Source organism: Pseudomonas peradeniyensis (genome assembly GCF_014268935.2).
In the GTDB taxonomy this organism is placed as follows: Bacteria; Pseudomonadota; Gammaproteobacteria; order Pseudomonadales; family Pseudomonadaceae; genus Aquipseudomonas; species Aquipseudomonas peradeniyensis.
In genome coordinates this window covers 465,941-488,410 of record NZ_JABWRJ020000004.1, presented here as the reverse complement: position 1 = coordinate 488,410, position 22,470 = coordinate 465,941, and the positions used below count along the sequence as shown (strand labels likewise).

Genomic DNA, 22,470 nt, shown 5'->3' with positions numbered 1-22,470 from the left:
ATGGGGTTGCGGTGCGCCTGCGCGAGCGCCGCATATCCATCGCCATCTGCCGGGCATCACGTCACTGCAATGTTTCGGGCTTCCTCCCCTTGGAGGCCTCCTTCAATCCCTGTTCCATCCGCCCGATTACCTGCGCCAGTATCGCCGCTCTTTCCAGCTCTCCCGACGCCTTCATCCGTGCATGATCCCGGCGCAGGTTCAGCAGGCATTTCTGCAGTCCAAGCGCCGAGCTGTCGTAGTTGTCCATGTCGTTCTCACTGGCCGTGGGCATCCGTGCCGTTGTAGGAAAGGCTCGACGGTATCAGGTCAATTCCCCAGCCAATACTGATTATTCATACACCGGATCACAAACGCGTAGAAACGTCCTACAGCGACAAAAGAGCCGTCTTACAGGATGGCCGGGGTGAATGTTTCGGCATGCGTCCGCTCATTTTGCGGCAGGCCCCGGAGTACAAGGCCTGCCACGGAACAGACGGGTCGCATAGCCAATCCGCGCATCCCGGCACCCGACACGCGCCTCCGAAACGATATGTTGCAATTGCCCTTACAGATGGTCCGCATCCACCACGGCCTTGACGAACGCCTCGGGCGCTTCCTGCGGCAGGTTGTGGCCGACGCCGCCGCTCACCAGGCGGTAGGCGTACTTGCCGGTGAAGCGCTTGGCGTAGGCCTCGGCCGGTGGATGCGGCGCGCCGTTGGCATCGCCTTCGAGGGCGATGGTGGGCACGCCGATGGCGGGGAAGGTGGCCAGCTTCGCCTCCAGCGGGTCGTAGCGGGTCTCGCCCTGGGCCAGGCCGAGCCGCCAGCGGTAGTTGTGCACGGTGATGGCGACCTGGTCGGGGTTGTCCAGGGCCTTGGCGCTGCGCTCGAAGGTGGCGTCGTCGAAGGCCCACTGCGGCGAGGCGGTCTGCCAGATCAGCCGGGCGAAGGCGTGGCGGTTGCTGTCGTATCCGGCGCGGCCGCGCTCGGTGGTGAAGTAGTACTGGTACCACCACTGCAGCTCGGCGCTGGGCGGCAGCGGCGCCTTGGCGGCTTCCTGGCTGCTGATCAGGTAGCCGCTGACCGACACCAGCGCCTTGACCCGCTCGGGCCACAGGGCCGAGACGATATCGGCGGTGCGCGCGCCCCAGTCGAAGCCGCCGAGCACGGCGCGCTTGATCCCCAGGGCGTCCATGAAGGCGATGACGTCACTGGCCAGGGCGGCGGGCTGGGCGTTGCGCGGGGTGTTCGCGGAGAGGAAGCGGGTGTCGCCGTAGCCGCGGGCGTAGGGCACCAGCACCCGGTAGCCCTGGGCGGCCAGTTGCGGCGCCACCTGCTCGTAGCTGTGGATGTCGTAGGGCCAGCCGTGCAGGAGGATCACTACCGGGCCGTCGGCGGGGCCTTGTTCCACGTAGGCGACATCCAGCACGCCGGCCTGGACATGCTTGAGCGGGCCAAAGGGAGTGGACTGGCGGGCTGCGGCAGGCGAGCTGGTTTCCTCGGCCTGACCGGGGGTGGCGGTCAGCAGGGCCAGGGGCAGCAGGGCGCAGGCGAGCAGGGCTGAGCGGTTTAGGCGGTTGGCGGTGGCGAACATGGTGCATCTCCTTGGCGGGCCATCGGTGTGGGCTGGATGGCGTGTAGTTAAGGAGGTGGCTGTGTCCGGGGTGTGTCGGGTGGTGGTGGGGTGGACGTTTGTGTGTATCAGGAGGCGGTTGGTACACAGAAAGCTACAAAGGCAGGGCCGCATTGCGGCCATCGCCGGCAAGCCGGCTCCCACAGGAAACTCGCAATTCAGGTGTTTGCGCCGTACCTGGGAGCCGGCTTGCCGGCGATGGGCTGCGCAGCAGCCCCAGCAGGGTGAGGCAAGATCAGTCTTGCTTGTTCGCCTGGGCCTGCAGCCAACGCACCACCTGCTCGGCGGCCGAGCCTGCCTGCGGCGCATGGTCGGCGAGCAGGTGGAAGCCGGCATCGCTGTGCAGCTCATGACCCTCCAGGGCCAGCACCAGGGTGCCGGCCTTGAGGGCATTTTCCACCAGCAGGCGGGGCACCAGGGCGATGCCCATGCCTTGCTCGGCGGCCTCGATGGCGAGGATGGTCTGGGAGAACACCGGGCCGCTGAAGCGCGTGCCGGGCAGCGCGTAGTGATCGAACCAGCGCTTCCAGTTGTTGTGGCTGTCGGAGATCAGCGGCTGCTGCGCAAGATCCGCGGCTTGCCGCCAAGGGCGCTCGCCGCGCAATGCCGGCGCGCACACCGGCACCGCCACACCGGGCAGCAGGGGCAGGGCGTAGGCGTCGACGAAGGGCGGTGCTCCCCAGCGCACGGCCAGGTCCACGGCGCCCTTGCCGCTCAACGGGCGGGTACTGTCGGAGGCATCGATCATCAGTGCCACCTGCGGGTGGGCCTGGGCCAGCAGGCCCAGGCGCGGGATCAGCCAGCGGCTGGCGAAGGCGGGGGTGGTGCTGAGCAGGATTTGCCGGGGATCACGCTGGCTGTCGCGCTCCAGCAGTTCGCTGGTGGCGTCCTCGATGATGTCCAGGGCCAGGCGCACGCGGGTCAGGTAGTCGGCGCCGTCCCGGTTGGGTCGCAGGCCCCGGGGCAGGCGCTCGAACAGTGGGCGGCCGAGCTTGTCCTCGAGGGTGCGCACCTGCTGGGCGACGGCGCCGGGGGTGACGTGCAGCTCGTCGGCGGCGGCGCGGAAGCTGCCCAGGCGGGCGGCGGCCTCGAAGGCCACCAGGTGGTTGACGATGGCGGGGGCGTTGCGTCGCTTGGGCGCGCTCATCCAGTAGATTTCCTGCAGGCTGCTGCCAGTATTTGTGATTGGTGCGGTCAGCCGGATTCTGGCTTCATGGGCCTACTTGATCAACTCCCCCGAAGGAGCAGCATATGTCTTCGCAGAAAGTCGCAATCATTACCGCAGGTGGCAGTGGCATGGGTGCCGAGGCCGCGCGGCGGCTGGCCGCCGATGGCTTCAGGGTGGCGATCCTGTCGTCGTCCGGCAAGGGCGAGGCGCTGGCGGCCGAGCTGGGCGGCATCGGTGTGACCGGCTCCAACCAGTCGGTAGAAGACCTGCAGCGTCTGGTGGATACCGTGATGCAGCAATGGGGGCGGGTCGATGTGCTGGTCAACAGCGCAGGCCACGGGCCGCGTGCGCCGGTCCTCGAGCTGAGCGACGACGACTGGCACCGTGGCATGGAGGTGTACTTCCTCAACGTGGTGCGCCCGACCCGCCTGGTGACGCCGATCATGCAGCGCCAGGGCGGCGGTGCCATCATCAACATCTCGACCTTCGCCACCTTCGAGCCGGATCCGGCGTTCCCCACCTCCGGGGTGTTCCGCGCCGGGCTCGCGGCCTTCACCAAGCTGTTCGCCGACCGTTACGCGGCCGAGAACATCCGCATGAACAACGTGCTGCCGGGCTTTATCGACAGTCTGCCGGAGAAAGCGGAATTCCGTAGCCGGATTCCCATGGAGCGGTACGGCAAGGCCGAGGAAATTGCGGCCACTGTCGCCTTCCTGGCCTCCGAGGGCGCGGGCTACATCACCGGGCAGAACCTGCGGGTCGATGGCGGCATCACCCGTTCGGTGTAACTGGCGTGGCGGGCATACAGCTGGGCGGCGACTTCCGTTAGCATGTCGCCCCTGTTTACCGCTATCCGGATCCGCCCCATGAGCACCCCGATGTTCCGCCAGGCCACGGCAACCGACGTGGACCGTTGCTACCAGATCGAAACCAGCGCCTACGAAGGCGACGAAGCCGCCACCCGGGAGAAGATCGCCACGCGCATCGCCCAGTACCCGGAGGGCTTCCTGGTGCTGGAGGCCGATGGCCAGGTGATCGGCTTCATCAACAGCGGCTGCGCCGACCAGGTGGTGATGTCCGACGAGGCCTTCAAGGAGCTGGTCGGGCATGATCCGCTGGCACCTAACGTGGTGATCATGTCGGTGGTGCTCGACCCTGCGTACCAGGGCCTGGGCCATGCCCGCCGGCTGATGGCGCGCTTCGTCGAGCAGATGCGCGAGCGCGGCAAGGCGACCATTCACCTGATGTGCAAGGAGCGGCATGTCGGGCTGTACGAGAAGATGGGCTACGCCTATGTACGCCCGTCGGCCTCCGATCATGGCGGCATGGCCTGGCACGAAATGATCATGGTGCTCTGAAGGGCCTTCGACTAGCATCGACGCTTTTCGCAGCCAGGGAGAGGCCTGTGAACTACGTCGTGATTGCCGCACACCGCAGTGAGTATCCTGCGCCCATCACCTTCGCCCGAGGCACGCTGCTGGACATCGGCCAGCGTTACGAAGGCGACGAGCACTGGGAGGACTGGTACCTGTGCAGTTGCCAGGGCCAGGAGCCAGGCTGGGTGCCCGGCCAGCTCATCGAGCGGCTTGGCGTTGGCCGGGGCAGGGCAGTGGAAGCCTATTCGGCCCATGAGCTGGACGTCGACCCCGGCCAGTCGCTGGAGGGCCTGCGGCCCCTGAACGGCTGGCTCTGGTGCCGTCGGGCTGGCAACGGGGAGCTGGGCTGGGTGCCGCTGGCGAAGCTGCGCCTGCAGGACTGAGCTCAGGCCATGGCCAGTACAGCCGCGCTGTCGAGAATCCGCGCATAGTCCATGGCCAGGTTGCCCAGGGCCAGGGCATGGACGTCCTCCGCCGGCCACAGCCGGCCTTGCAGGTCATGCTGGTCGAAGGTGTAGCAGGCATCGGCCACCACCACCGTATCAAACCCCAGGTTGCCCGCCGAGCGCGCGGTCGATTCCACCGAGTTGTTGGTGATCACGCCGACGATGACCAGTTGGCTGATGCCGCGCTGGTGCAGCCAGCGTTCAAGGCCACTGTTGCAGAAGGCGTCGGGCACGTGTTTTTCGAACACGGTCTCGCTGGCCCGCGGGGTGAAGGCTGGCTGGAACTCGCAACCGGGCTGGCCAGGCCAGAACACCGAATCCGGATCGCGGGAAATGTGCCGCACGTGTATCACCGGACGGGTGCTTGCGCGCCAGGCGGCGAGCAGCTCGCTGATGCGCTGTTCGGCTTCGGGGTTGTTACGACGGCCCAGGCGTGGGTGGTTGATGCCGTTCTGCATGTCGATGATCAGCAAGGCGGCGTTGCTGGCGGGCGCGGTCATCTCCGGGAGTTCTCCTTGTCTGGGCTTCGGACCGTAGCACAGGTGTGTTGCTGGCGCGGATGTCATCGCGGGGCAAGCCCGCTCCCACGCCGATCGCATTAACCTCGCGTCGTTTACCCGTGGGAGCGGGCTTCCCCGCGATGGGAGAAATCATCATCTGATATGCTTTTTTTCCACGAACCTGAATCTGTAACCGTATCAGCCGCTGCCGGACAATACGTTCAGGCCCAGCCTTCCAACCCGGTGTGCGCTGGGCAGGCTGCCCCGCTGCACTGCCGCAGCGGCCAGCCCCGCCGTTACGTCATCACACTGTAGAGGTTCCGATGGGCAAGCTCGCGCTGTTTCTGGGTGGTTTTCTGCTGCTGACTATCATGATTGGCCTGCTGGGCACCATTCCGCCAAGCTGAGCCGTAAAATTTTCCTGTCCCGGCCCGCCTGGCGCAATGGCGGGCCAGACCCTTCCCCAAGATTTTCCCGCCTCCTGGCCGCAGTCGTCTAGACAAGCGGTAGCTGCAAGTCGTTCTCAAGTACAAGTCGCTCGTGTAATCTCCCGCCCCCAATCCCAGGGCCCGGGTACACGGGCCGTTTACTTGCCTTGGAGACAATACACACTATGGAATGCAAGAAAGGCACTGCAGCGATGCTGGAGTGGCGCGGTCGTTTTCTCGGTGAGGGCATCCTCCACGAAGCGGACTACGATCAGGCACTGCGCCGTGCCGAAGAGTTGGAGCGTTCCGGTGTGATCAGCGCAAGCGAATGGATCGAGTTGGTCAAGTTGGCCAATGCGGCCTTGCTGCGCTTGTAAAAAATCCTTCAAGGCTTGTAGAAACTGTCCACAAAAATCGTGGGTAGGTCTGTGGATAAAGCGCTACAGGCCATTGTTTTCAAGGCCTCTGTCAGATTGAGCAGAAAGTGAACAGCCCTGTTCAGGACTGTTTAACACTCCGCGCGCCTGCCTCGCGCAGGGTCTGCAGCAGCTCACGGACCTTCGCCGGCAGGTCGCCGGCCGGGTACACGGCGTGCATCTGCGGGTCCTGCCCGGTACTGGATGTCAGGTGGTAGTCGGGGCAGACCCGCACCAGGCGCCCGGCACGTACCTCCGGCTCCCCCAGCCAATCCGCCAGCCGGGCGATACCGGCCCCCGCCAGGGTACTTTGCAGCACCGCCACCCCCGAGCCCAGGCGCAGCCGTGGTCGCGGGCGCAGGCTGACGATGTGTCCGTCCTTGCTGAAATGCCAGGCCTTCAGGATGCGCGGCGCGGTGTGCAGGATCAGCGTATGCCGCTCCAGGTCTTCCAGTGCCTGCGGTGTGCCGGCCAATGCCAGGTACTGAGGGCTGGCGTAGAGATGGCGGCGGTAACGCCATAGTGGATAGCCGATCAGCTCGCTGGACTGCGGGAAGGCCCCGCGGATCACGAAGTCCAGCTTGCCTTGCAACGGGTCGAAGGCCTGGTCGCCGTACTGTACGTCGAGGGTGACGTGGGGGTGGCGTCGGGCAAATTCGGCCAGCACCGCTGGCAGCACTTGCTGGGCCAGCACCTCGGGCGCGGCCAGGCGGATCCAGCCCTGGGCGTCGCCGGTCAGCGCCGCCAGTTCATCGGCGGCATCCCGTTGCACATCCAGCAAGCGTTCGGCGTGGGGCAGCAGCCGTTCGCCAGCTTCGGTCAGGGATACCGAGCTGGCGCTGCGGTTGAACAGCTTGGCGCCGCTGTTATCCTCCAGGGCCTGCACGGCCCGTGTTACCGCGCTGGGTGAGCGACCCAAGGCACGGGCGGCGCTGACGAAGCTGCGCTTGTGCGCGACGCTGACGAACGCCTGTATTTCACGCAGCATGTCCAGTGCCATTGCGGGGATCCTTATTGCAGTTTTCGCAATATGGCATTTCAACACAAGCGCGCCGCTTTGATTAGTCTGGCAGCCTGTTTTATGCCGCCCGGACCCCCGAGATGATGGATATCGCCCTGCTTTCACTGTTTGCCTTCGCCGCTGGCCTGATCGACGCCGCCGTGGGAGGCGGCGGGTTGATCCAGATCCCGGCGCTGTTCAACGTGCTGCCCAATGCCCAGCCGGCGGCGTTGCTGGGCAGCAACAAACTGGCCTCGGTGTGCGGCACCAGCTTTGCGGCGCGTTCGTTCATTCGCAAGGTCAAGCTGGACTGGGGGCTGATCGTGCCGGCGGCGCTGAGCGCCTTCGTGATGTCGTTCTGCGGCGCGGCCACCGTGTCGCTGGTGCCGGCCAGCGTGATGCGGCCGATGGTGCTGGTGCTGATCGTGCTGATGGCCATCTACACCTTCTGCAAGAAGGACTTCGGTACCTTGCACAAACCCAGGGTGATCGGCGGCAAGGAACAGTGCCTGGCGGTGCTGATCGGCGGCGCCATCGGCTTCTATGACGGATTGTTCGGTCCAGGCACCGGCAGCTTCCTGATCTTCCTGTTCATCCGCTTCTTCGCCCTGGATTTCCTGCATGCCTCGGCCTCGGCCAAGCTGGTCAACATCGCCACCAACCTGGCCGCGCTGGTGTTCTTCATTCCGTCGGGCAATGTGCTGTGGGCCATCGCGCTGCCGATGGCGCTGTTCAACATTCTCGGCGCGCTGACCGGCACCTGGCTGGCGGTGCGCAAGGGTGCCGGGTTCGTGCGCGGTCTGTTCCTGGTGTTGCTATGCGTGCTGATCGCCAAGCTGAGCTGGGACCTGCTGGCCGGCTGAGTCATACCACCTGGCGCTGCCCCTCGGCCTGCTCGACCCGGTTGCGGCCCTGGGCCTTGGCTCGGTAGAGCGCCTGGTCGGCGCTGGCCAGCAGTTCGTCCAGGCTGGGCGCCGGGGTGTCGGCGGCGCAGCCGCTTACGCCGATGCTCACGGTGATCCGCAGCGCCTGCCCGGGCTGCGCGATGTGCTGGTCCTGTACCGCCCGGCGCAGGCGCTCGGCGGTGAACCTGGCCAGCTCCGGCGCCAGCCCCGGGACGACGATGACGAATTCCTCGCCGCCCAGGCGGGCGAACAGCTCGCCGTCATGCAGCTGGTCCTGCAGGGTGGTGGCGAACTGGCGCAGCACCTGGTCGCCGACTGCGTGGCCATGCTGGTCGTTGATGGTCTTGAAGTGATCGATGTCGAGCATCATCAAGGTCAGCGGCGCTTGCTGGCGGTTGTCGAGCAGGGCGTGGGCGCGGCGGATGAAGGCGCTGCGGCTGAGGGCCCCGGTCAGGTGGTCGATGGTCGCCTGATGCGCCAGGCGCGCCATCAGGCTGCGGTTGGCGCTGCTGACGCAGGCCAGCACCAGCGGGCCGAGCACCAACATGGCGATGCCCAGGCGCGCCGACATCAGGGTGGTGACCCCCGATTCGCTCTGCGGGATGCTGAAGTGCATGAGGTTCTGCGCCACGGCGACGATCAGCGTGCTGCCGGCGGTGAGCGCCAGCAGCGCTACCAGGAACGGTGAGTAGCTGAGCGCGCACCACAACAGCGCGGCGATCGGGAAGGCGATCGCCCCGGGGCCGCCGAAGAGGATGCTGACCGCCAGTGAGGCCAGCAGCACCAGCAGCGGCGCCAGGCGGATCGGCTGGCTGGCGCTGCCGTGGCCGCTCAGGGCGCGTGGCGAGGGAGCGGTGAGCAGCACGGGCAGGACCAGCACGCTGGTGGAGAACTGTTCGCTGAACCAGGCAAGCCAGGTGGCGCGCAGCGATTGTTCGAACCAGGGCGTGGCCATCACGCAGGCCAGGCTGGCGGCGACCATGGCACCGACCGCGCAGGCGCCGAACAGGTACAGGGTGCCGTGGGGCGTGCGCAGGCGTCGATGCACGCGTGGCAGGCGGGCCATCAGGTACCAGATGCTGACGATGGCGCCAAGGTTGCACAGGTTGAACCACAGGGCTGGCTTCCAGGCGCTGCCGCAGGCCAGGTCGGCGACCACCATGGCCAGGTAGATCAGGGCGAAGCCGGAGGGGGTGGCCTGGCGCGGATTGCGCAGCAGCACCCCGGCGAGCACCGCGTTCACCGGCCAGAACAGCGACAGCGATTCGATGGGGCGGGCGAGGATGCCGGCCAGGGTCAAGGCCAAGGTCAGGCCGAACAGGCTCAGCAGGGGCAGCAGGCGCGACAGGGCTGGTGACACCATGGGCTCGACCGGCAAGCGAAGACAGAATCCAGGAAAACGGCTGTAGGCACCTGGGACGATAGTCTGTGAGTGTCTTTCAAGTCGCCAATTGATGTCAATTCGCCGCAAATCGCCTGGATCGTGCCGCCGACTACAGGCCGAACACCCACGGCACCATCAGCACCGTGACCAGCATCACCAGCAGGGTGAAGGGCACCCCGATTTTGACGAAGTCGGCGAAGCGATACTGGCCGGGGCCCAACACCAGGGTGTTGACCGGCGACGACACCGGGGTCATGAACGCCGCCGACGCCGCCAGGGCCACGGTCATGGCGAACGGGTAGGGCGACATGCCCAGCTGCTGCGCGGTGCTGACCGCCACCGGGGCCATCAGCACCGCCGTCGCGGTGTTGGAGATGAACAGGCCGATCAGCGCGGTGAGGGCGAACAGACAGGCGAGGATCACGCTCGGCCCGGCGCCGCCGAGGGCACCGACCAGCGCGCCGACGGCCAGGTCGATGCCGCCGGTCTTCTGCAGGGCCAGGGCGAATGGCAGCATGCCGACGATCAGCACCAGGCTCTGCCAGTGGATGGCGCGGTAGGCGCTGTTCATGTCGATGCAACGGCCGGCGCCCATCAGCAGGCAGCCGATCAAGGCGGCGATGACGTTGGGTACCAGGCCGCTGACCATCAACCCGACCATCACCGCCAGGCTGATCAGCGCGTAGGGCGCGCGGGCGCGGGCCGGGGCGACCTGGTCGATCTCCGCCGGCAGACTCAACACCAGGAAGTCGCGGGGCTTGCCCTGCAGCTGGCGCACTGCCTTCCACGGACCAACCACCAGCAGGGTGTCGCCCAGGCGCAGCTTTTCTTCCACCAGCTGCCCTTCGATCGCCTGCTGGTCGCGGCGCAGGCCGACCACGTTGAGGTCGTAGCGGGTGCGGAAGGTCAGCTCGAGAAGGGTCTTGCCGATCAGTTGCGAGCCCGGAGGCAGCGAGATCTCGGCCATGCCCACTTCCTGGGACTGGTCGATGAAATAGGCCGCCTTGAAGTGCAGGGGCTCGAGCAGCATCGACTGGCACAGGCTGCGCAGGTCGTCGCGGTTGGCGAACAGGTCCAGCAGCAGCACGTCGTCCTGTTGCAGCAGGGTACCGGAGTCGGCGGTGATCACCCGGGTGGTGAACTTGTGCTGGCGCTCGATGCCGATCACGTTGGCGCCGTGGCGGGTGCGCAGTTCCAGCTCGCCCAGGGTGTGGCCGATCAGCGGCGAATGGGGGCGGATGCGCAGGCGCCGCTCGCGGCCGCTGAGCTTGTAGTCCAGCACCAGGTCGAGCAGGGTGCGGCGGCTCTCGACGCGGCCGTCCTTGCGTACCTCGCCGTTGAGCCAATGGCGGGTCAGCAGCATGTAGCCGATGCCCAGCACCAGCACCACCAGGCCGAAGGGGGTGAAGCTGAAAAAGCCGAAACCGCTTTCGCCGTGGCGCACCAGCTCGCTGTGCACCACCACGTTCGGCGGGGTCGCCACCAGGCTGAGCATGCCGCTGATCAGGCCGGCGAAGCTCAGCGGCATCATCAGCCGGCTAGGCGAGAGCTGCAGGCGCGCGGCGATGCTCAGCACCACCGGGATGAAGATCGCCACCACGCCGGTGGAGCTCATCACCGAGCCCAGGCCGGCCACTGCCACCATCAGCAGCACCAGCAGGCGCGCCTCGCTGTTGCCGGCGCGCTCGCTCATCCATTCGCCGATGCGATAGGCGATACCGGTGCGCACCAGCCCTTCACCGATCACGAACAGCGCGGCGATCAGCACCACGTTGGGGTCGCTGAAACCGGCCAGGGCCTGCTCGACGGTGAGAATGCCGGACAGCGGCAGCGCGAGGATCACCAGCAGCGCGACCACGTCCATGCGCGGACGGTTGATGATGAACAGGACGACGACGACGGCCAGCAGGCCTAGGACCCAGAGCAGCTCATGGTTCATGGGGAGGGGATGTTCCTTCACACAGGGGCACGAAAGGCGATGGCCCTAGTGTGGCAGCTTGACGCGAATGCGTCGTTGACGTGCTGCAGTGTTTTTCCGGGTGGTGATCCGGTGCGCGATGGTAGATTGCTTGGGGCAGATGTGTGGGAGAGCGGGCCTGCAGGCCCGCCCGTGCTACTTAATTAGTGGCGATGCTTGTGCTTGCGGTTGTTGTCGCCCATGTGGTTGCCGATCGCACCGCCCGCCGCGCCGCCCAGGCCTGCGCCGATGGTCGAGCCGGTGGAACCGCCGAGCTTGCCGCCGATCAGCGAGCCGCCGGCCGAACCCAGGCCACCGCCGATGGCGGCTTCGGCCCGGTTGCCCTTGCGTGCGCCCACCGCGCTGCCGGCCGCGCCGCCCAGGCCCGCGCCGATGGCCGCGCCGGTGCTGCCGCCGATCTGTTTGCCGACGACGTTGCCCAGGGCACCGCCCAGGCCGCCGCCGATGGCCGCGGTGCCGTCACCGGCGAAGGCGCCCTGGCAGAGCAGCAGGCCGAGGGCGAGGGAAGGCAGAGTCAGACGCATGTTGTGAACCTCAGGGGAATCATCAGGGGTAGGGTGCCGCGTGGTCGGCGGCGAGTCAGGGTTTGGAAGACGCTTCAGCGGTAGTAGCGGTCACGGTACTGGCGGTCGTCATCGTCACGGTCGTGGCGATGGTGATGACGGTGGCCGCGGTCACGGTCGCGCCAGCCGTCGTCATCGTCGTGGTAGTGGTTGCTGTAGCAGCCACCGAGCAGCAGCAGGGTGGCGACCATCGAAAGGCTTGCAAAGCGTTTCATCACGTTATAGGTCCTTGATCCGCAACGGTTTACGCGGTACCTCCTGTGACCTGTGGCGATCGATTTGGTTCTTTGCCGCGCAAACTTTTATCGCGGCGGCGATGAGCGGCAGCGGCGATTCCCCGGCCGGCCCGGCAGTGCTAGAGTCTGCTTCTTTTTTGTCCCGAGGATGGAACATGCGAGCAATTCTGCCGATCACCGTGGCGCTGCTGCTGGCGGGCTGTGCATCGTCGACCATGGAAGCGGCGCGCAACGGCTCGCCCACCGCACGCCTGGATTCGCACAAGACGCCGGACCTGGTCGCCCAGTGCATCCAGTTCAGCTGGCAGGAAGAAAACACCTTCGGGGTCGATGCCAGCGGCTACCTGGAGGCGCGCAAGCAGGGCGGGTTCACCGTGTATACCCGGGAGGCGGAGTCGTTCGTCGATGTCTACGCCCAGGCGGGGGGCACGCGGGTGGACTATTACGCGCAGAAGAATGACGGCGTGGCGTTGCAGCGCCGGGCGGCGGCGGCCACCTGCCTGTAATGCCTGGGAGCGGCCGACTACTTAGCTTGGCTGCGCCTCGCGCTCGGCAGTGATGTCCTCGAACACGCTGATCAGGTGCTCCGGCTGCCCGTCGGCGCGCCGTTCCAGCGAGGTGCGTGCCCGCACCCAGATATAGCGCCCGTCCTTGTGGCGCACGCGCTTCTGCACCTCGTAACGCTCGATCTCGCCGGCCAGCATGCGCTGCAGCAACGCCAGGTTGCCCGGCAGGTCGTCGGGGTGGGTGAGCTGCTGGAAGGTCGTGCCGTACAGTTCGTCCTCGCGGTAGCCCAGCAGCTCGCAGAAGCTGCCGTTGACCCGCTGCCAGCTGCCATCCGGGTCGATGTAGGCCAGCGCCCCCCAGGCCAGTTCGAAGATGGTGCGAAAACGCGCCTCGCTCTGGCGCAACTCCTCTTCGGCCACCTTGCGCTCGGTGTTGTCCATGCTGATACCGACCATCTTCACCGGGCGCCCGACGCTGTCACGCAGCACCGTGGCGCGCGAGGCGATCCAGCGCTGGCCGCCATCGGGGCGGGTGATGCGAAAATCGCATTCGCAGCCAGTGCCATCGGCCACCGCCTGGGCATACATGCCCTGCATGTGGCGGGCGTCATCGGCGTGAATGTGTTCCCAGAAGTCTTCGTTGCGGCGCAGCGGCCAGCCATACACCGCCTCGACGTTGGGCGAGTAGGTCACTTCGTCGGTGACCAGGTTCCATTCCCAGGTGACGATGCGCGCGCCTTCCTGGGCCAGCTTCATGCGCGTCTCGCTTTCCATGATCTCGGCGGTGTAGCGGCGGCGCACGTCGGTCATCGGCAGCTCGACCACCTCGGCCTGCTGCACGCTGTGCAGGGCCTCCTCGCCGTAGCGCAGCCAGATCCAGTTGACCTTGAGCAGGTCGGCCAGGCGGCGCAGGTTGTCGTAGTCGATCTCGCCGCCGCGGGTCCACTTGTGCACCGCCGTGCGCGAGATCCCCAGCGCCGTGCCTACGGCCTGCAGGGTCAGCTTGTGGTGTTCGAGCAGTTCCTTGAGGCGAAAGGCGAAGCTGTTTTCGGTCATGGGCGCTGGATCCTTGGGCGTGCACGAAGCGGGCAGTATACCCGAGCCGTCAACTTCTGGTTGACGGGGTGGTTGCCGGGTTTGTCGGGTCTGGTTATCGTGGCGCCTGACTCACTCAGGACAGGGAAGCACCGCTATGAGCCGATCACTGGAACTCAACCGCGCCAGCTGGGACGAGCGCGCACCTCTGCACGCCGCCTCCGGGGACTACGAGGTCGAGCGTTTCGTCGCCGAGCCCGGGCACCTGTCCGAGGTGGTGCGCTTCGACCTGCCGCGCCTGGGTGATATCCACGGCCTGCGCGCGGTGCACCTGCAATGCCATATCGGCACCGACACCCTGTCGCTGGCGCGCCTGGGTGCCGAGGTCTGCGGCCTGGATTTCTCCGCGGCGTCCCTGGCCCAGGCACGCCAGTTGGCCGAGCGCTGTGGCGCGGGCATCGCCTATGTCGAATCGGACGTCTATCAGGCCGTGCAGGTATTGCCTGCGGGGGCCTTCGACCTGGTCTACACCGGCATCGGCGCGCTGTGCTGGCTGCCGAGCATCGAGCGCTGGGCGCAGACCGTGGCGGCGTTGCTCAAGCCGGGCGGGCGGCTGTTCCTGCGCGACGGCCACCCGATGCTGATGGCCGTGAACGAGGACCATCAGGACCGTCTGCAACTGGAGTACCCGTATTTCGAGCGCGAGGCGCCGACGGTGTGGCACAGCGACGAGACCTACGTCGAGACCGACCAGGCTCTGACCCAGACCGAAACCCATGAGTGGAACCATGGCCTGGGCGAGGTGATCACCGCGCTGCTGAACAATGGCCTGCGCATCACCGGCCTGGAGGAGCACCAGAGCATCCCCTGGGAAGCGCTGCCGGGGCAGATGACGCTGGGCGATGACGGCGAGTGGCGCCTGAACGAGGCGCCGTGGCGGTTGCCGCTGAGCTATACGCTGCAGGCGGTCAAGGGGTAGAGGACGAGAATTGCGTGTACGCGAGTCGTGGGAGCGGGCTTGCCCCGCGATAAGGGCCGCCATTGCAATCGCGGGGCAAGCCCGCTCCCACGAACCCCGCGCCATTTCAGCCAGGGGCCAGCGTCCTCAGGACAGGAACCCACCATCGACATTGAGTGCGGTGCCGGTGGTATAGCTGGAGGCATCGCTGGCCAGGTACAGCACCGCGCCGGCCATCTCGCTCGGGTCGGCCACGCGCTTGAGCGGGATCTGTTGCAGCGCGGCGTTGCGGATGCTGTCGTTCTTCACCAGCGCCGAGGCGAACTTGGTGTCGGTCAGCCCCGGCAACAGGGCGTTGCAGCGGATGCCGAACTGCGCGCATTCCTTGGCGAAGACCTTGGTCATGTTGATCACCGCCGCCTTGGTCACCGAGTAGATGCCCTGGAACAGCCCGGGCGAGACGCCATTGATCGAGGCCACGTTGATGATGCTGCCGCCGCCGTGCTCGCGCATCAGCTTGCCGGCTTCCACCGACATGAAGAAGTAGCCGCGGATGTTGACGTCGACGGTCTTCTGGAATGCGCCCAGGTCAGTGTCCAGGACGTTGCAGAACTGCGGGTTGGTGGCGGCGTTGTTGACCAGGATGTCGAGGCGGCCGAACTGCTCGCGGATGCCGGCGAACACCTGCTGGATCTGCTCCATCTCGCCGATGTGGCAGGCCACCGCGGTGGCCTTGCCGCCGGCGGCGACAATCGCCTCGGCCACCTGCTGGCAGCCGTCGAGCTTGCGGCTGGAGACGATGACATGGGCACCCTGCTGGGCCAGCAGGTGGGCGATGGCTTCGCCGATGCCGCGGCTGGCGCCGGAAACGAAGGCGATCTTGCCGTCGAGGTCGAACAGGTGGGTCTTGGACATTCGCGTATTCCTTGTTGTCTGCCGAAGTTACAAGCTGGATTTGCCGATCAGTTGCAGGCTCATCTGCTCCAGCAGCCGGTTCATGTGGATGAACTGGGCGAAGCGCTTGTCCTGGGTCTGGCCGTGGAAGAAGCGGTAGTAGATCTGCTGGACGATGCCGGCCAGGCGGAACAGGCCGTAGCAATAATAGAAGTCGAAGTTGTCGATGCGGATGCCGGCGCGCTCGGCGTAGTAGTCGACGAACTGCTGGCGAGTGAGCATGCCGGGGGCGTTGCTCGGCTGGCGGCGCATCAGTTGCACCGGCGCCGGGTCGCCGGCCTCGATCCAGTAGGCCAGGCTGTTGCCCAGGTCCATCAAAGGGTCGCCGATGGTGGCCATCTCCCAGTCCAGCACGCCGATGATGCGCATCGGGTTGGTGCTGTCGAGGATGACGTTATCGAAGCGATAGTCGTTGTGCACGATGCCCGGGCGCGGGTGGTCGGCGGGCATCTTCTCGCGCAGCCAGGCGATCACCTGCTCCCAGCGCGGCGCGTCGGGCGTCAGGGCTTTTTCGTAGCGGCTGGCCCAGCCTTCGACCTGGCGCTGCACATAGCCTTCCGGCTTGCCCAGGTCGGCCAGGCCGCAGGCCTGGTAGTCCACCTGGTGCAGCTCGACCAGGCGCTCGATGAAGCTTTTACACAGGGCTTCGGTGCGGCCGGCGTCCAGGTCCAGTTCGGCGGGGATGTCCGAGCGCAGGATGATGCCGTTGACCCGTTCCATCACATAGAATTCGCCGCCGATCAGCGACTCGTCGGTGCAGTGCACGTAGGCCTTGGGGCAATAGGGGAAGCCGGCGTTGAGCTGGTTGAGGATGCGGAACTCACGGCCCATGTCGTGGGCCGACTTGGCCTTGTGGCCGAACGGCGGGCGGCGCAGCACGAACTCCCGGTCCGGGTAGCTGACCAGGTAGGTCAGGTTGGAGGCGCCGCCGGGGAACTGGCTGATGCTCGGCGTGCCCGCGAGACCGGGAATGTGATCCTTGAGGTACGGATCGATGACGGCCGCGTCGAGTTCTTCGCCGGGGCGTACCTGGGTGGACTGGTCGGTGAGCGTCATGCGATTTCCTTATGATCGGTAGCAAGGACTATTGGCTAATCTAATTTCCTGTCAAAGCTGGTACAAGCGTGCCAGACGTTTATTGGCCTGGGTGTTGCCGGGCGATCAATGGCCCTGATGGGCGGGCCTTGCGGCAGGCGAAAAAAAACCGAAGCACATGCGGCTTCGGTTTTTTCATTGGCAATTCGCCGCGCCGATCAGGCCGGGAACAGCTCGCTGAGCTTCATCGACAGCATCATGTCGCCTTCGACGCGCAGCTTGCCGCTCATGAAGGCCTGCATGCCGTCGGTGTCACCGCTGACGATGCCCTTGAGGGTGTCGCTGTCCATCACCAGGGTGCAGTTGGCGTCGGCGTTCTCGCCTTCCTGGATCTCGCAGGTGCCATCCTTGACCAGCAGGGCGTAGTGCTTGTCTTCGTCGGTGATGTTGAAGCCGAACACCAGGTCCAGGCCGGCGGCAGCGGATGGGTTGAATTTTGCCTTCATCGCCTCGACGGCTTTAGCTACATCGCTCATGGTGTATTCCTTGTTAAGTGATTTTCGCGTCCGCAAGGACACAACAGACCGGGCTCATCGGTAGGTGACGAGCTCCGGCAACCGCAACAGCCGCACATGGGCTTGGCTGTTGAAGGAAGCCAGGGTGACGTCGCGGCCACGGAACTTCAGGTGGCTGAGCGACGTATTGATGATCTGCCAGTTCAGGGTGAACGCCTGAGCCGGCGTGATTCCGCTTACCAGGTGGAGCAGGGCGGCGATGGTGCCGCCGGAGGTGAACAGGGCGATGTTGTCGCCGCTGGCCGCGCTGTCGAGCAGGCGCCGCAGGCCATCGCCAACCCGGCCGGTGAAGGCCTGCCAGGTTTCCAGGTGTTCGTCGTGGGCATGTTCGCCGTCGTGCCAGCGCTGCACCATCAAGGCGAACAGGCGCTGGAACTCGCTGCGGTGCTGGGCGCCGTTGCGCAGCACATGCAGGGCCTCGGGCTCTTCGGGCAGCAGGGCCGGGAGCAGGGCGCGGATCACGCCGTCGGCGTCGAACTCGTTGAAGGCCGCGTCGGTCTCTATGGTCGGGACTGCCTCGCCATGGGCTTGCAACGCGTCCAGGGCCAGGCGGGCGGTATCCTGCTGGCGGCGCAAGGTGCCGGCCACGCAACGGTCCAGGCGCAGGCCCAGCTGGGCGAGGTGCTCGCCCAGTGCCTGGCTCTGACGCTCGCCCACCGGCGAGAGGACGTCGTAGTCAGCGGCACCGAAGGAGGCTTGGCCATGTCGGATCAGGTAGAGATTGCCCACGTTGAAGTCCGGCCCGGTTGGAGGTTGCTGCGAGGTTAGGTTGCCCCAGGCGGGCTGTCAACGAAAAAACATACAAGCGTTTGAAAAGGTCGTTTGAACTGTGTTGCCAGCATTTTCACCGGCTGGCAGCGGCTCTGGCGCCCCGGTATGCTTGCATCCAGTTCGCGCCCTTGCGGCGCTGGTTTATCAAGGAGTCAATGTGGAGTTTCTTGCCGAATACGCAAGCTTTCTCGCCAAAACCGCCACCCTGGTGATCGCCATCCTGGTGGTGCTGTCGGCCATCGCCGGCCTGCGTGGCAAAGGGCGGCGCAAGCCGGGCGGGCAATTGCAGGTTACCCGTCTCAACGAGTTCTACAAGGAGCTGCGCGAGCGCCTGGAATCGGGCCTGCTCGACAAGGCCCAGCTCAAGGCCCTGCGCAAGCAGCAGGCCAAGGCGGAAAAACAGCAGAAGAAAAAGCCCGAGGACAAGCGCCGGGTGTTCGTCCTCGACTTCGACGGCGACATCAAGGCCTCGGCCACCGAGAGCCTGCGCAACGAGATCACCGCGCTGCTGACCCTGGCCACCCCGCGTGACGAGGTGGTGTTGCGCCTGGAGAGCGGCGGCGGCCTGGTGCACAGCTATGGCCTGGCGGCTTCGCAACTGGCGCGTATCCGCGAGGCCGGCATCCCGCTGACCATCTGCATCGACAAGGTTGCCGCCAGCGGCGGCTACATGATGGCCTGCATCGGCGAGAAAATCGTCAGTGCGCCGTTCGCGGTGCTGGGCTCGATCGGCGTGGTGGCGCAGATGCCCAACGTCAACCGCCTGCTGAAAAAGCACGACATCGATTTCGAGGTGCTGACCGCCGGCGAATACAAGCGCACCCTGACCGTGTTCGGCGAGAACACCGACAAGGGCCGGGAGAAGTTCCAGGAAGACCTGGACATCACCCACCAGCTGTTCAAGGACTTCGTCGCCCGCTATCGCCCGCAGCTTCATATAGACGAGGTGGCGACCGGCGAGGTCTGGCTGGGCATCGCCGCGCTCAATCGCCAGTTGGTCGATGAACTGGGCACCAGCGACGAGTACCTGAGCCGCAGTGCCCGCGAGGCCAATGTGTTCCACCTGCGCTTCGCCGAGCGCAAGAGCCTGCAGGAGCGTATCGGCGTGGCCGCCAGCGGGGCGGTGGAGAACACCCTGGTCGGCTTGTGGAGCAAACTCGGGCGTCTGCGCTAACACCTTGAACCCCTTGAAGATTTTTTTCTTCAAGGGGGTTGCAAGGTGCATCGAATGCCGACATAATGGCGTCCATCGAAACGCAGCTGACTTGAAAAAGCCCAGCGGTTTCAAGGAGATAGCGAAAGCTGACTCCGACTTTGAGGCCGAGTAGCAAAGTGGTTATGCTCCGGATTGCAAATCCGTCTACGCCGGTTCGATTCCGACCTCGGCCTCCACCATTCGAAAGCCCCGCAATCATTTAGGTTGCGGGGCTTTTTTCATGCCTGCGGATTGTCCCGGGACGTCCTATTTGGGACAAATTTGGGACACCGAAGGAAATTTCGCGTCCCGCAAGCCGGGTATCACCGGAGCATGTCGATCAGCGAATTCACTCAAGCGCGGTGGATGCGTCGAAGTTCACTGAATAAAAACCAGAGAATACTGGTTGAATATACAGTGCTTGTGTGGCATAATCTCCTACATCAGCGACAGGTCTGAGGCTGGTGAAACCTCATCACCCCTGATCTTCGCCAGAGGACCTCGAGTCTCGAACCATCGCCCATGAGCGCCATACGCCCAATACAGAGGCCTGAACTTAAATCAGCTCAGTAACGGAGTTTAAAATGGATAACGCAAACTCGGCGTCTCAAACCTTGCAAGATCTTTGGACTCAAGTACAACCGGTGGAGAACACCGGCATGCTTAGGCGCGTGGTTTTTGCGCAAGGCAAGTTTTATGCGGCTGGTGGCAACGGTCTTCCCACAACCACTCAGGTTGTCACTGGAGACGCAACTGGTACAGCGTGGACCAAGCTTAAGGGCGCCGTCACCTCTGATAGCGGAAAGGTCTTCAACGAGCTGTACTGGAACGGTCTTGGGACAACGCTTCAAGGCCTTTCTCAATCCGGCAATGTGGTCCAAGGCAGCATTGCACGCCCTTTAAATGATTGGACAGACCTTACGGCAGCTGCTCGCGCGTATGTAGACTTGCATGGCATTGTGTATTATCAGCCAATTTACGGCGACATCGCGACCTGGATACTGGTTGGGTCTAACGGTAAAGTCTTTTCCCGTTATGAGGATTGGTCAGGCACGGTGGAGCGCACTACGACCTTCACTTCTAGCGAGACTGTGCACTGCGTCAACGTCATTGGCGTTTTTGTGTTGATTGCGGGATCGAATGGGAAGCTGCTTAGCGCTGTGAAGATGCCAACGGGTAATCCGCAATCATTCGCGACCAGAACCAGCACCTTCGGCACTAGCACCATCCTTTCCATGAAGCTTTGCAACGGGAAAATGTTTATCGTTGGTGCGGATGGCAAGATGGCATATTCATCCGATGGGCTTACCTGGACTGCTGTTGAAGATACCAGTTTCGGTGGAACCATCATCCGCGACATTGCTTACGGTAATGGCAAGTATGTAGCTGTCGGCGACGGCGGCAAGACAGCCGTTTCCGAGGATGGGATCGGCTGGGTTCAGCAAGCCAACACTTTCGCAGGAACCGATATCCGGAGCGTCGCCTACGGCAACGGCAATTTTGTAGCTGTTGGTGCAGCCGGTAAGATTGCTTACTGGACTCCATGATCTTCTACCTCCTTGCGTAATAGAGCCCAGCCGTCGCGCTGGGCTTTTTCATTTCTGATTCAGGCTCGCCACAGCCAGGGTGGCCCTTCGGGGGATGCCTGGACGCGCGGCGAGACTGGTTCAGTTGGGTGCCAGCGCTGCAAGCTCATTGGCGGACAAGCTGGAAGATTGGCAAAACCCCGCAGATCTGGGTCTGCGTTTTTTTAATGCCTGTGAATTGTTCGTTGCCCCGCCATCTGGGACAATCTTGGGCCACGAAGGAAAGTGTGTGACCACCGGTAAATTCGCTGTGATCCTCTACGGGTTATTCAAGGATGAAACGCAATGAAAAAGCTCAAAGAACTGGACGCAGCCGCCACCCGTTACCTGAGCAGGTATTCCCGCAAGCAGTTTTTCTCGATTTTCGTTGTGATTACGGCGATCAACTATTGGTGCGCCTACAACGTGGAGGGATACAAATCGATCTGGCTGGCAATGATCGGCGGCTGGTTCTTCGGTATGACCTTCGCGCCGTTCCACGCTAAAAAGGGCCAATCCTGAAGGCGGCTACCGGGTAGCATCCGGGGTGAGAGGAAGGGCGGCCAGCGTGGGACAGCAAGCGGCCTGGATCAGCCGCGTCTGCGCAGCCATTCATCCGCAACTTCCCCCATGGTGGCAGGCGCTCCGCTCTTGATCCAGGCCATGAAGGCGCGGTCGAACTTGAAGGTCTCGCCACATTCACCGACCAGGAACCGCCGGACCTTCTGCGTGTTCCGGTAGTGCCGGTCCAGCGGGGTGGTGCGGGTGATCGGTCCAGCGTGCCAGTCGAAGCTCATCTTCATTCCCTTGGATGGCTGTGATCCCAGGAGCGTAGCATTGTCGGCGGCTGCGCGGGCGCGCCCTGACCTGATGGTCTGCGCCGTCTCATTAAGCCAGGCGGCTTGCCAGCAGCTCGATGAATGCACGTACCTTGACCGGTCGAAAGCGGGCCGTTGGAAAGACTGCATGGATCTCGCCTCGAGGCAGCGACCATTGCGGCAGGACCTCGATCAGCCGGCCTACTTGCAGGTCTGGTTCCGCCACATAGTCCGGAAGGACCGATAGCCCGGCCCCGAGTAGCGTGGCTTCGCGCACTGCCAAGGTGGCGTTGAGCGACAGGCTGGCTTTCATCTCCACTGTTTCGCGCTGCGAGGCACCCTTGGCAAATAGCCAGCGGGTCGGTTCTCGCAGCGCCAGGTTCGCCACGATCGGTAGGTCGGCCAGATCCGCCGGGGCCTGCAGTTTGTCCACACGCGCTTGCCACTGAGGGCCGGCCACCAACCGTTGTGCAAACTCGCCGATTCGCCGGGCCTGCAGATGTTGCTCGGTAATCCAGCCAACGCGAATGGAAAGGTCCAGATCGTTGGCGCCCAGATCCAGGGTCTGGTCGCTGAAGTGTGCCTCGACCTTGCACTGCGGATATCGCTGCGAGAATGCGGTGATGGCCGGCACCACGACACCGATGCCGTAATCGAAAGGGGCGGTCAGGCGTAGGGTGCCCGTCGGCTCGCTGGCGGCTTCGGACAATTCCTCGAAAGCCTCTTCAGCCTCTTTGAGGATCAATGCACAGCGGTGATAGAACTGTTGGCCCGCCTCGGTGGTGCGGACTTTGCGCGTGCTGCGAACCAGCAGTGTGGTGCGACAGTCGCTTTCCAGCCGCGCCACCTGTTGGCTGACCACGGCCTTGGTGATGCCGAGGCGCTCTGCTGCTGCGGTGAAGGAGCCGGTTTCGACCACTGCGGTGAAGTACGCAAGCCTGTTCAGGCTGGAAGCGCCGGTCATTGATATATCTCTTTAATGTGTGCATATAGCATACAGTGTGTTTATTTTGTATGCGTTTAAATGTCAATGCGCGCACTATAAG

General features: G+C 64.5%; 26 protein-coding genes and 1 tRNA gene. 11 read left to right on the top strand and 16 right to left on the bottom strand.

The features are described from left to right. Positions 1-61: 61 nt before the first annotated feature. The 3 genes from HU751_RS22465 to HU751_RS22455 form a co-directional block, all read right to left on the bottom strand. Positions 62-247: a hypothetical protein gene (locus tag HU751_RS22465; RefSeq protein ID WP_062573563.1), complete on the bottom strand. Its 186-nt coding sequence runs from the start codon at positions 245-247 to the stop codon at positions 62-64. A 297-nt stretch (positions 248-544) separates the two neighbouring features. After that, positions 545-1,573 carry an alpha/beta fold hydrolase gene (locus HU751_RS22460; protein ID WP_186733674.1) on the bottom strand — a complete coding sequence of 343 codons (1,029 nt, stop codon included), beginning with the start codon at positions 1,571-1,573 and terminating at the stop codon, positions 545-547. A 274-nt stretch (positions 1,574-1,847) separates the two neighbouring features. Beyond that, a complete protein-coding gene (locus tag HU751_RS22455; protein WP_186733675.1) occupies positions 1,848-2,759 on the bottom strand; it encodes a LysR substrate-binding domain-containing protein in 912 nt (303 codons plus the stop codon). A gap of 104 nt (positions 2,760-2,863) precedes the next feature. Here HU751_RS22455 and HU751_RS22450 point away from each other — a divergent pair, with 104 nt between their 5' ends. The 3 genes from HU751_RS22450 to HU751_RS22440 all read left to right on the top strand — a co-directional run bounded on the left by HU751_RS22450 (position 2,864) and on the right by HU751_RS22440 (position 4,539). Continuing rightward, a complete protein-coding gene (locus HU751_RS22450; RefSeq protein WP_186733676.1) occupies positions 2,864-3,568 on the top strand; it encodes an SDR family oxidoreductase in 705 nt (234 codons plus the stop codon). A gap of 78 nt (positions 3,569-3,646) precedes the next feature. Beyond that, entirely contained in the window at positions 3,647-4,138 is a 492-nt protein-coding gene (locus HU751_RS22445; RefSeq protein ID WP_186733677.1) for a GNAT family N-acetyltransferase, read from the top strand. Positions 4,139-4,185: 47 nt separating this feature from the next. Beyond that, complete coding sequence (locus HU751_RS22440) at positions 4,186-4,539, top strand: SH3 domain-containing protein (RefSeq protein WP_186715179.1); 354 nt, start codon at positions 4,186-4,188, stop codon at positions 4,537-4,539. 2 nt (positions 4,540-4,541) lie between these two features. Here the strand turns inward: HU751_RS22440 and HU751_RS22435 are convergent, their stop codons facing one another. Continuing rightward, positions 4,542-5,102, bottom strand: coding sequence for a cysteine hydrolase family protein (locus HU751_RS22435; protein ID WP_186733678.1), 561 nt, complete (start codon positions 5,100-5,102; stop codon positions 4,542-4,544). A gap of 613 nt (positions 5,103-5,715) precedes the next feature. On the opposite strand from HU751_RS22435, the gene HU751_RS22430 reads away from it, so the two are divergent. After that, entirely contained in the window at positions 5,716-5,907 is a 192-nt protein-coding gene (locus tag HU751_RS22430; protein ID WP_028691846.1) for a hypothetical protein, read from the top strand. Positions 5,908-6,028: 121 nt separating this feature from the next. On the opposite strand, the gene HU751_RS22425 is transcribed toward HU751_RS22430, so the two are convergent. Then, on the bottom strand, positions 6,029-6,946 hold the full coding sequence (locus tag HU751_RS22425; RefSeq protein ID WP_186733679.1) for a LysR family transcriptional regulator: 918 nt from the start codon (positions 6,944-6,946) through the stop codon (positions 6,029-6,031). Between the two features lie 101 nt (positions 6,947-7,047). On the opposite strand from HU751_RS22425, the gene HU751_RS22420 reads away from it, so the two are divergent. After that, a complete protein-coding gene (locus HU751_RS22420; RefSeq protein WP_050706287.1) occupies positions 7,048-7,809 on the top strand; it encodes a sulfite exporter TauE/SafE family protein in 762 nt (253 codons plus the stop codon). A 1-nt stretch (position 7,810) separates the two neighbouring features. On the opposite strand, the gene HU751_RS22415 is transcribed toward HU751_RS22420, so the two are convergent. The 4 genes from HU751_RS22415 to HU751_RS22400 form a co-directional block, all read right to left on the bottom strand. Beyond that, positions 7,811-9,229: a GGDEF domain-containing protein gene (locus HU751_RS22415; RefSeq protein WP_186733680.1), complete on the bottom strand. Its 1,419-nt coding sequence runs from the start codon at positions 9,227-9,229 to the stop codon at positions 7,811-7,813. Positions 9,230-9,344: 115 nt separating this feature from the next. Further along, positions 9,345-11,174 (bottom strand): SLC13 family permease, encoded by a 1,830-nt coding sequence (locus HU751_RS22410; protein WP_186733681.1) that lies wholly within the window; start codon positions 11,172-11,174, stop codon positions 9,345-9,347. 182 nt (positions 11,175-11,356) lie between these two features. Beyond that, positions 11,357-11,737, bottom strand: coding sequence for a glycine zipper domain-containing protein (locus tag HU751_RS22405; RefSeq protein ID WP_186733682.1), 381 nt, complete (start codon positions 11,735-11,737; stop codon positions 11,357-11,359). Between the two features lie 74 nt (positions 11,738-11,811). After that, a complete protein-coding gene (locus tag HU751_RS22400) occupies positions 11,812-11,991 on the bottom strand; it encodes a hypothetical protein (RefSeq protein WP_186733683.1) in 180 nt (59 codons plus the stop codon). Positions 11,992-12,167: 176 nt separating this feature from the next. On the opposite strand from HU751_RS22400, the gene HU751_RS22395 reads away from it, so the two are divergent. Beyond that, positions 12,168-12,518, top strand: coding sequence for a hypothetical protein (locus HU751_RS22395; RefSeq protein ID WP_186733684.1), 351 nt, complete (start codon positions 12,168-12,170; stop codon positions 12,516-12,518). Positions 12,519-12,539: 21 nt separating this feature from the next. Here the strand turns inward: HU751_RS22395 and HU751_RS22390 are convergent, their stop codons facing one another. Further along, a complete protein-coding gene (locus HU751_RS22390; protein ID WP_186733685.1) occupies positions 12,540-13,574 on the bottom strand; it encodes a helix-turn-helix domain-containing protein in 1,035 nt (344 codons plus the stop codon). Positions 13,575-13,710: 136 nt separating this feature from the next. On the opposite strand from HU751_RS22390, the gene HU751_RS22385 reads away from it, so the two are divergent. Then, positions 13,711-14,532 (top strand): class I SAM-dependent methyltransferase, encoded by an 822-nt coding sequence (locus HU751_RS22385; protein ID WP_186733686.1) that lies wholly within the window; start codon positions 13,711-13,713, stop codon positions 14,530-14,532. A gap of 126 nt (positions 14,533-14,658) precedes the next feature. On the opposite strand, the gene HU751_RS22380 is transcribed toward HU751_RS22385, so the two are convergent. The 4 genes from HU751_RS22380 to HU751_RS22365 all read right to left on the bottom strand — a co-directional run bounded on the left by HU751_RS22380 (position 14,659) and on the right by HU751_RS22365 (position 17,804). Further along, positions 14,659-15,426: an SDR family oxidoreductase gene (locus HU751_RS22380; RefSeq protein ID WP_046856224.1), complete on the bottom strand. Its 768-nt coding sequence runs from the start codon at positions 15,424-15,426 to the stop codon at positions 14,659-14,661. 27 nt (positions 15,427-15,453) lie between these two features. Next, complete coding sequence (locus HU751_RS22375) at positions 15,454-16,521, bottom strand: phosphotransferase family protein (protein WP_186734263.1); 1,068 nt, start codon at positions 16,519-16,521, stop codon at positions 15,454-15,456. Positions 16,522-16,718: 197 nt separating this feature from the next. Then, positions 16,719-17,036, bottom strand: a complete 318-nt coding sequence (locus tag HU751_RS22370; RefSeq protein ID WP_186734264.1) for an SCP2 sterol-binding domain-containing protein — start codon at positions 17,034-17,036, stop codon at positions 16,719-16,721. A gap of 54 nt (positions 17,037-17,090) precedes the next feature. Beyond that, positions 17,091-17,804 carry a histidine phosphatase family protein gene (locus HU751_RS22365; protein ID WP_186734265.1) on the bottom strand — a complete coding sequence of 238 codons (714 nt, stop codon included), beginning with the start codon at positions 17,802-17,804 and terminating at the stop codon, positions 17,091-17,093. Between the two features lie 199 nt (positions 17,805-18,003). Here HU751_RS22365 and sohB point away from each other — a divergent pair, with 199 nt between their 5' ends. The 4 genes from sohB (at position 18,004) to HU751_RS22345 (ending at position 21,128) form a co-directional block, all read left to right on the top strand. Beyond that, the gene (gene sohB, locus HU751_RS22360; RefSeq protein ID WP_050706271.1) at positions 18,004-19,020 is read left to right on the top strand and encodes a protease SohB; all 1,017 of its coding nucleotides are present in this window, start codon (positions 18,004-18,006) and stop codon (positions 19,018-19,020) included. A 144-nt stretch (positions 19,021-19,164) separates the two neighbouring features. After that, a tRNA-Cys gene (locus HU751_RS22355) sits at positions 19,165-19,238 on the top strand. Between the two features lie 387 nt (positions 19,239-19,625). Then, complete coding sequence (locus tag HU751_RS22350) at positions 19,626-20,588, top strand: DUF6242 domain-containing protein (protein ID WP_186734266.1); 963 nt, start codon at positions 19,626-19,628, stop codon at positions 20,586-20,588. 324 nt (positions 20,589-20,912) lie between these two features. Next, positions 20,913-21,128 carry a hypothetical protein gene (locus tag HU751_RS22345; RefSeq protein WP_028692450.1) on the top strand — a complete coding sequence of 72 codons (216 nt, stop codon included), beginning with the start codon at positions 20,913-20,915 and terminating at the stop codon, positions 21,126-21,128. 68 nt (positions 21,129-21,196) lie between these two features. On the opposite strand, the gene HU751_RS22340 is transcribed toward HU751_RS22345, so the two are convergent. Continuing rightward, positions 21,197-21,403 carry a DUF6434 domain-containing protein gene (locus tag HU751_RS22340; RefSeq protein WP_186734267.1) on the bottom strand — a complete coding sequence of 69 codons (207 nt, stop codon included), beginning with the start codon at positions 21,401-21,403 and terminating at the stop codon, positions 21,197-21,199. A 91-nt stretch (positions 21,404-21,494) separates the two neighbouring features. Continuing rightward, a complete protein-coding gene (locus HU751_RS22335) occupies positions 21,495-22,388 on the bottom strand; it encodes a LysR family transcriptional regulator (protein WP_186734268.1) in 894 nt (297 codons plus the stop codon). Between the last annotated feature and the right edge of the window lie 82 nt (positions 22,389-22,470).

What these genes read in the sequence shown, in the direction of transcription:
- HU751_RS22410 (WP_186733681.1), bottom strand. Translation starts at nt 11,174, where the DNA reads ATGAACCATGAGCTGCTCTGGGTCCTAGGCCTGCTGGCCGTCGTCGTC.
- HU751_RS22335 (WP_186734268.1), bottom strand. Translation starts at nt 22,388, where the DNA reads ATGACCGGCGCTTCCAGCCTGAACAGGCTTGCGTACTTCACCGCAGTG.
- HU751_RS22375 (WP_186734263.1), bottom strand. Translation starts at nt 16,521, where the DNA reads ATGACGCTCACCGACCAGTCCACCCAGGTACGCCCCGGCGAAGAACTC.
- HU751_RS22400 (WP_186733683.1), bottom strand. Translation starts at nt 11,991, where the DNA reads ATGAAACGCTTTGCAAGCCTTTCGATGGTCGCCACCCTGCTGCTGCTC.
- HU751_RS22450 (WP_186733676.1), top strand. Translation starts at nt 2,864, where the DNA reads ATGTCTTCGCAGAAAGTCGCAATCATTACCGCAGGTGGCAGTGGCATG.
- HU751_RS22430 (WP_028691846.1), top strand. Translation starts at nt 5,716, where the DNA reads ATGGAATGCAAGAAAGGCACTGCAGCGATGCTGGAGTGGCGCGGTCGT.
- HU751_RS22395 (WP_186733684.1), top strand. Translation starts at nt 12,168, where the DNA reads ATGCGAGCAATTCTGCCGATCACCGTGGCGCTGCTGCTGGCGGGCTGT.
- HU751_RS22370 (WP_186734264.1), bottom strand. Translation starts at nt 17,036, where the DNA reads ATGAGCGATGTAGCTAAAGCCGTCGAGGCGATGAAGGCAAAATTCAAC.
- HU751_RS22340 (WP_186734267.1), bottom strand. Translation starts at nt 21,403, where the DNA reads ATGAGCTTCGACTGGCACGCTGGACCGATCACCCGCACCACCCCGCTG.
- HU751_RS22455 (WP_186733675.1), bottom strand. Translation starts at nt 2,759, where the DNA reads ATGAGCGCGCCCAAGCGACGCAACGCCCCCGCCATCGTCAACCACCTG.
- HU751_RS22420 (WP_050706287.1), top strand. Translation starts at nt 7,048, where the DNA reads ATGATGGATATCGCCCTGCTTTCACTGTTTGCCTTCGCCGCTGGCCTG.
- HU751_RS22425 (WP_186733679.1), bottom strand. Translation starts at nt 6,946, where the DNA reads ATGGCACTGGACATGCTGCGTGAAATACAGGCGTTCGTCAGCGTCGCG.
- HU751_RS22345 (WP_028692450.1), top strand. Translation starts at nt 20,913, where the DNA reads ATGAAAAAGCTCAAAGAACTGGACGCAGCCGCCACCCGTTACCTGAGC.
- HU751_RS22465 (WP_062573563.1), bottom strand. Translation starts at nt 247, where the DNA reads ATGGACAACTACGACAGCTCGGCGCTTGGACTGCAGAAATGCCTGCTG.
- HU751_RS22380 (WP_046856224.1), bottom strand. Translation starts at nt 15,426, where the DNA reads ATGTCCAAGACCCACCTGTTCGACCTCGACGGCAAGATCGCCTTCGTT.
- HU751_RS22390 (WP_186733685.1), bottom strand. Translation starts at nt 13,574, where the DNA reads ATGACCGAAAACAGCTTCGCCTTTCGCCTCAAGGAACTGCTCGAACAC.
- HU751_RS22460 (WP_186733674.1), bottom strand. Translation starts at nt 1,573, where the DNA reads ATGTTCGCCACCGCCAACCGCCTAAACCGCTCAGCCCTGCTCGCCTGC.
- HU751_RS22350 (WP_186734266.1), top strand. Translation starts at nt 19,626, where the DNA reads ATGGATAACGCAAACTCGGCGTCTCAAACCTTGCAAGATCTTTGGACT.
- HU751_RS22385 (WP_186733686.1), top strand. Translation starts at nt 13,711, where the DNA reads ATGAGCCGATCACTGGAACTCAACCGCGCCAGCTGGGACGAGCGCGCA.
- HU751_RS22445 (WP_186733677.1), top strand. Translation starts at nt 3,647, where the DNA reads ATGAGCACCCCGATGTTCCGCCAGGCCACGGCAACCGACGTGGACCGT.
- HU751_RS22435 (WP_186733678.1), bottom strand. Translation starts at nt 5,102, where the DNA reads ATGACCGCGCCCGCCAGCAACGCCGCCTTGCTGATCATCGACATGCAG.
- HU751_RS22405 (WP_186733682.1), bottom strand. Translation starts at nt 11,737, where the DNA reads ATGCGTCTGACTCTGCCTTCCCTCGCCCTCGGCCTGCTGCTCTGCCAG.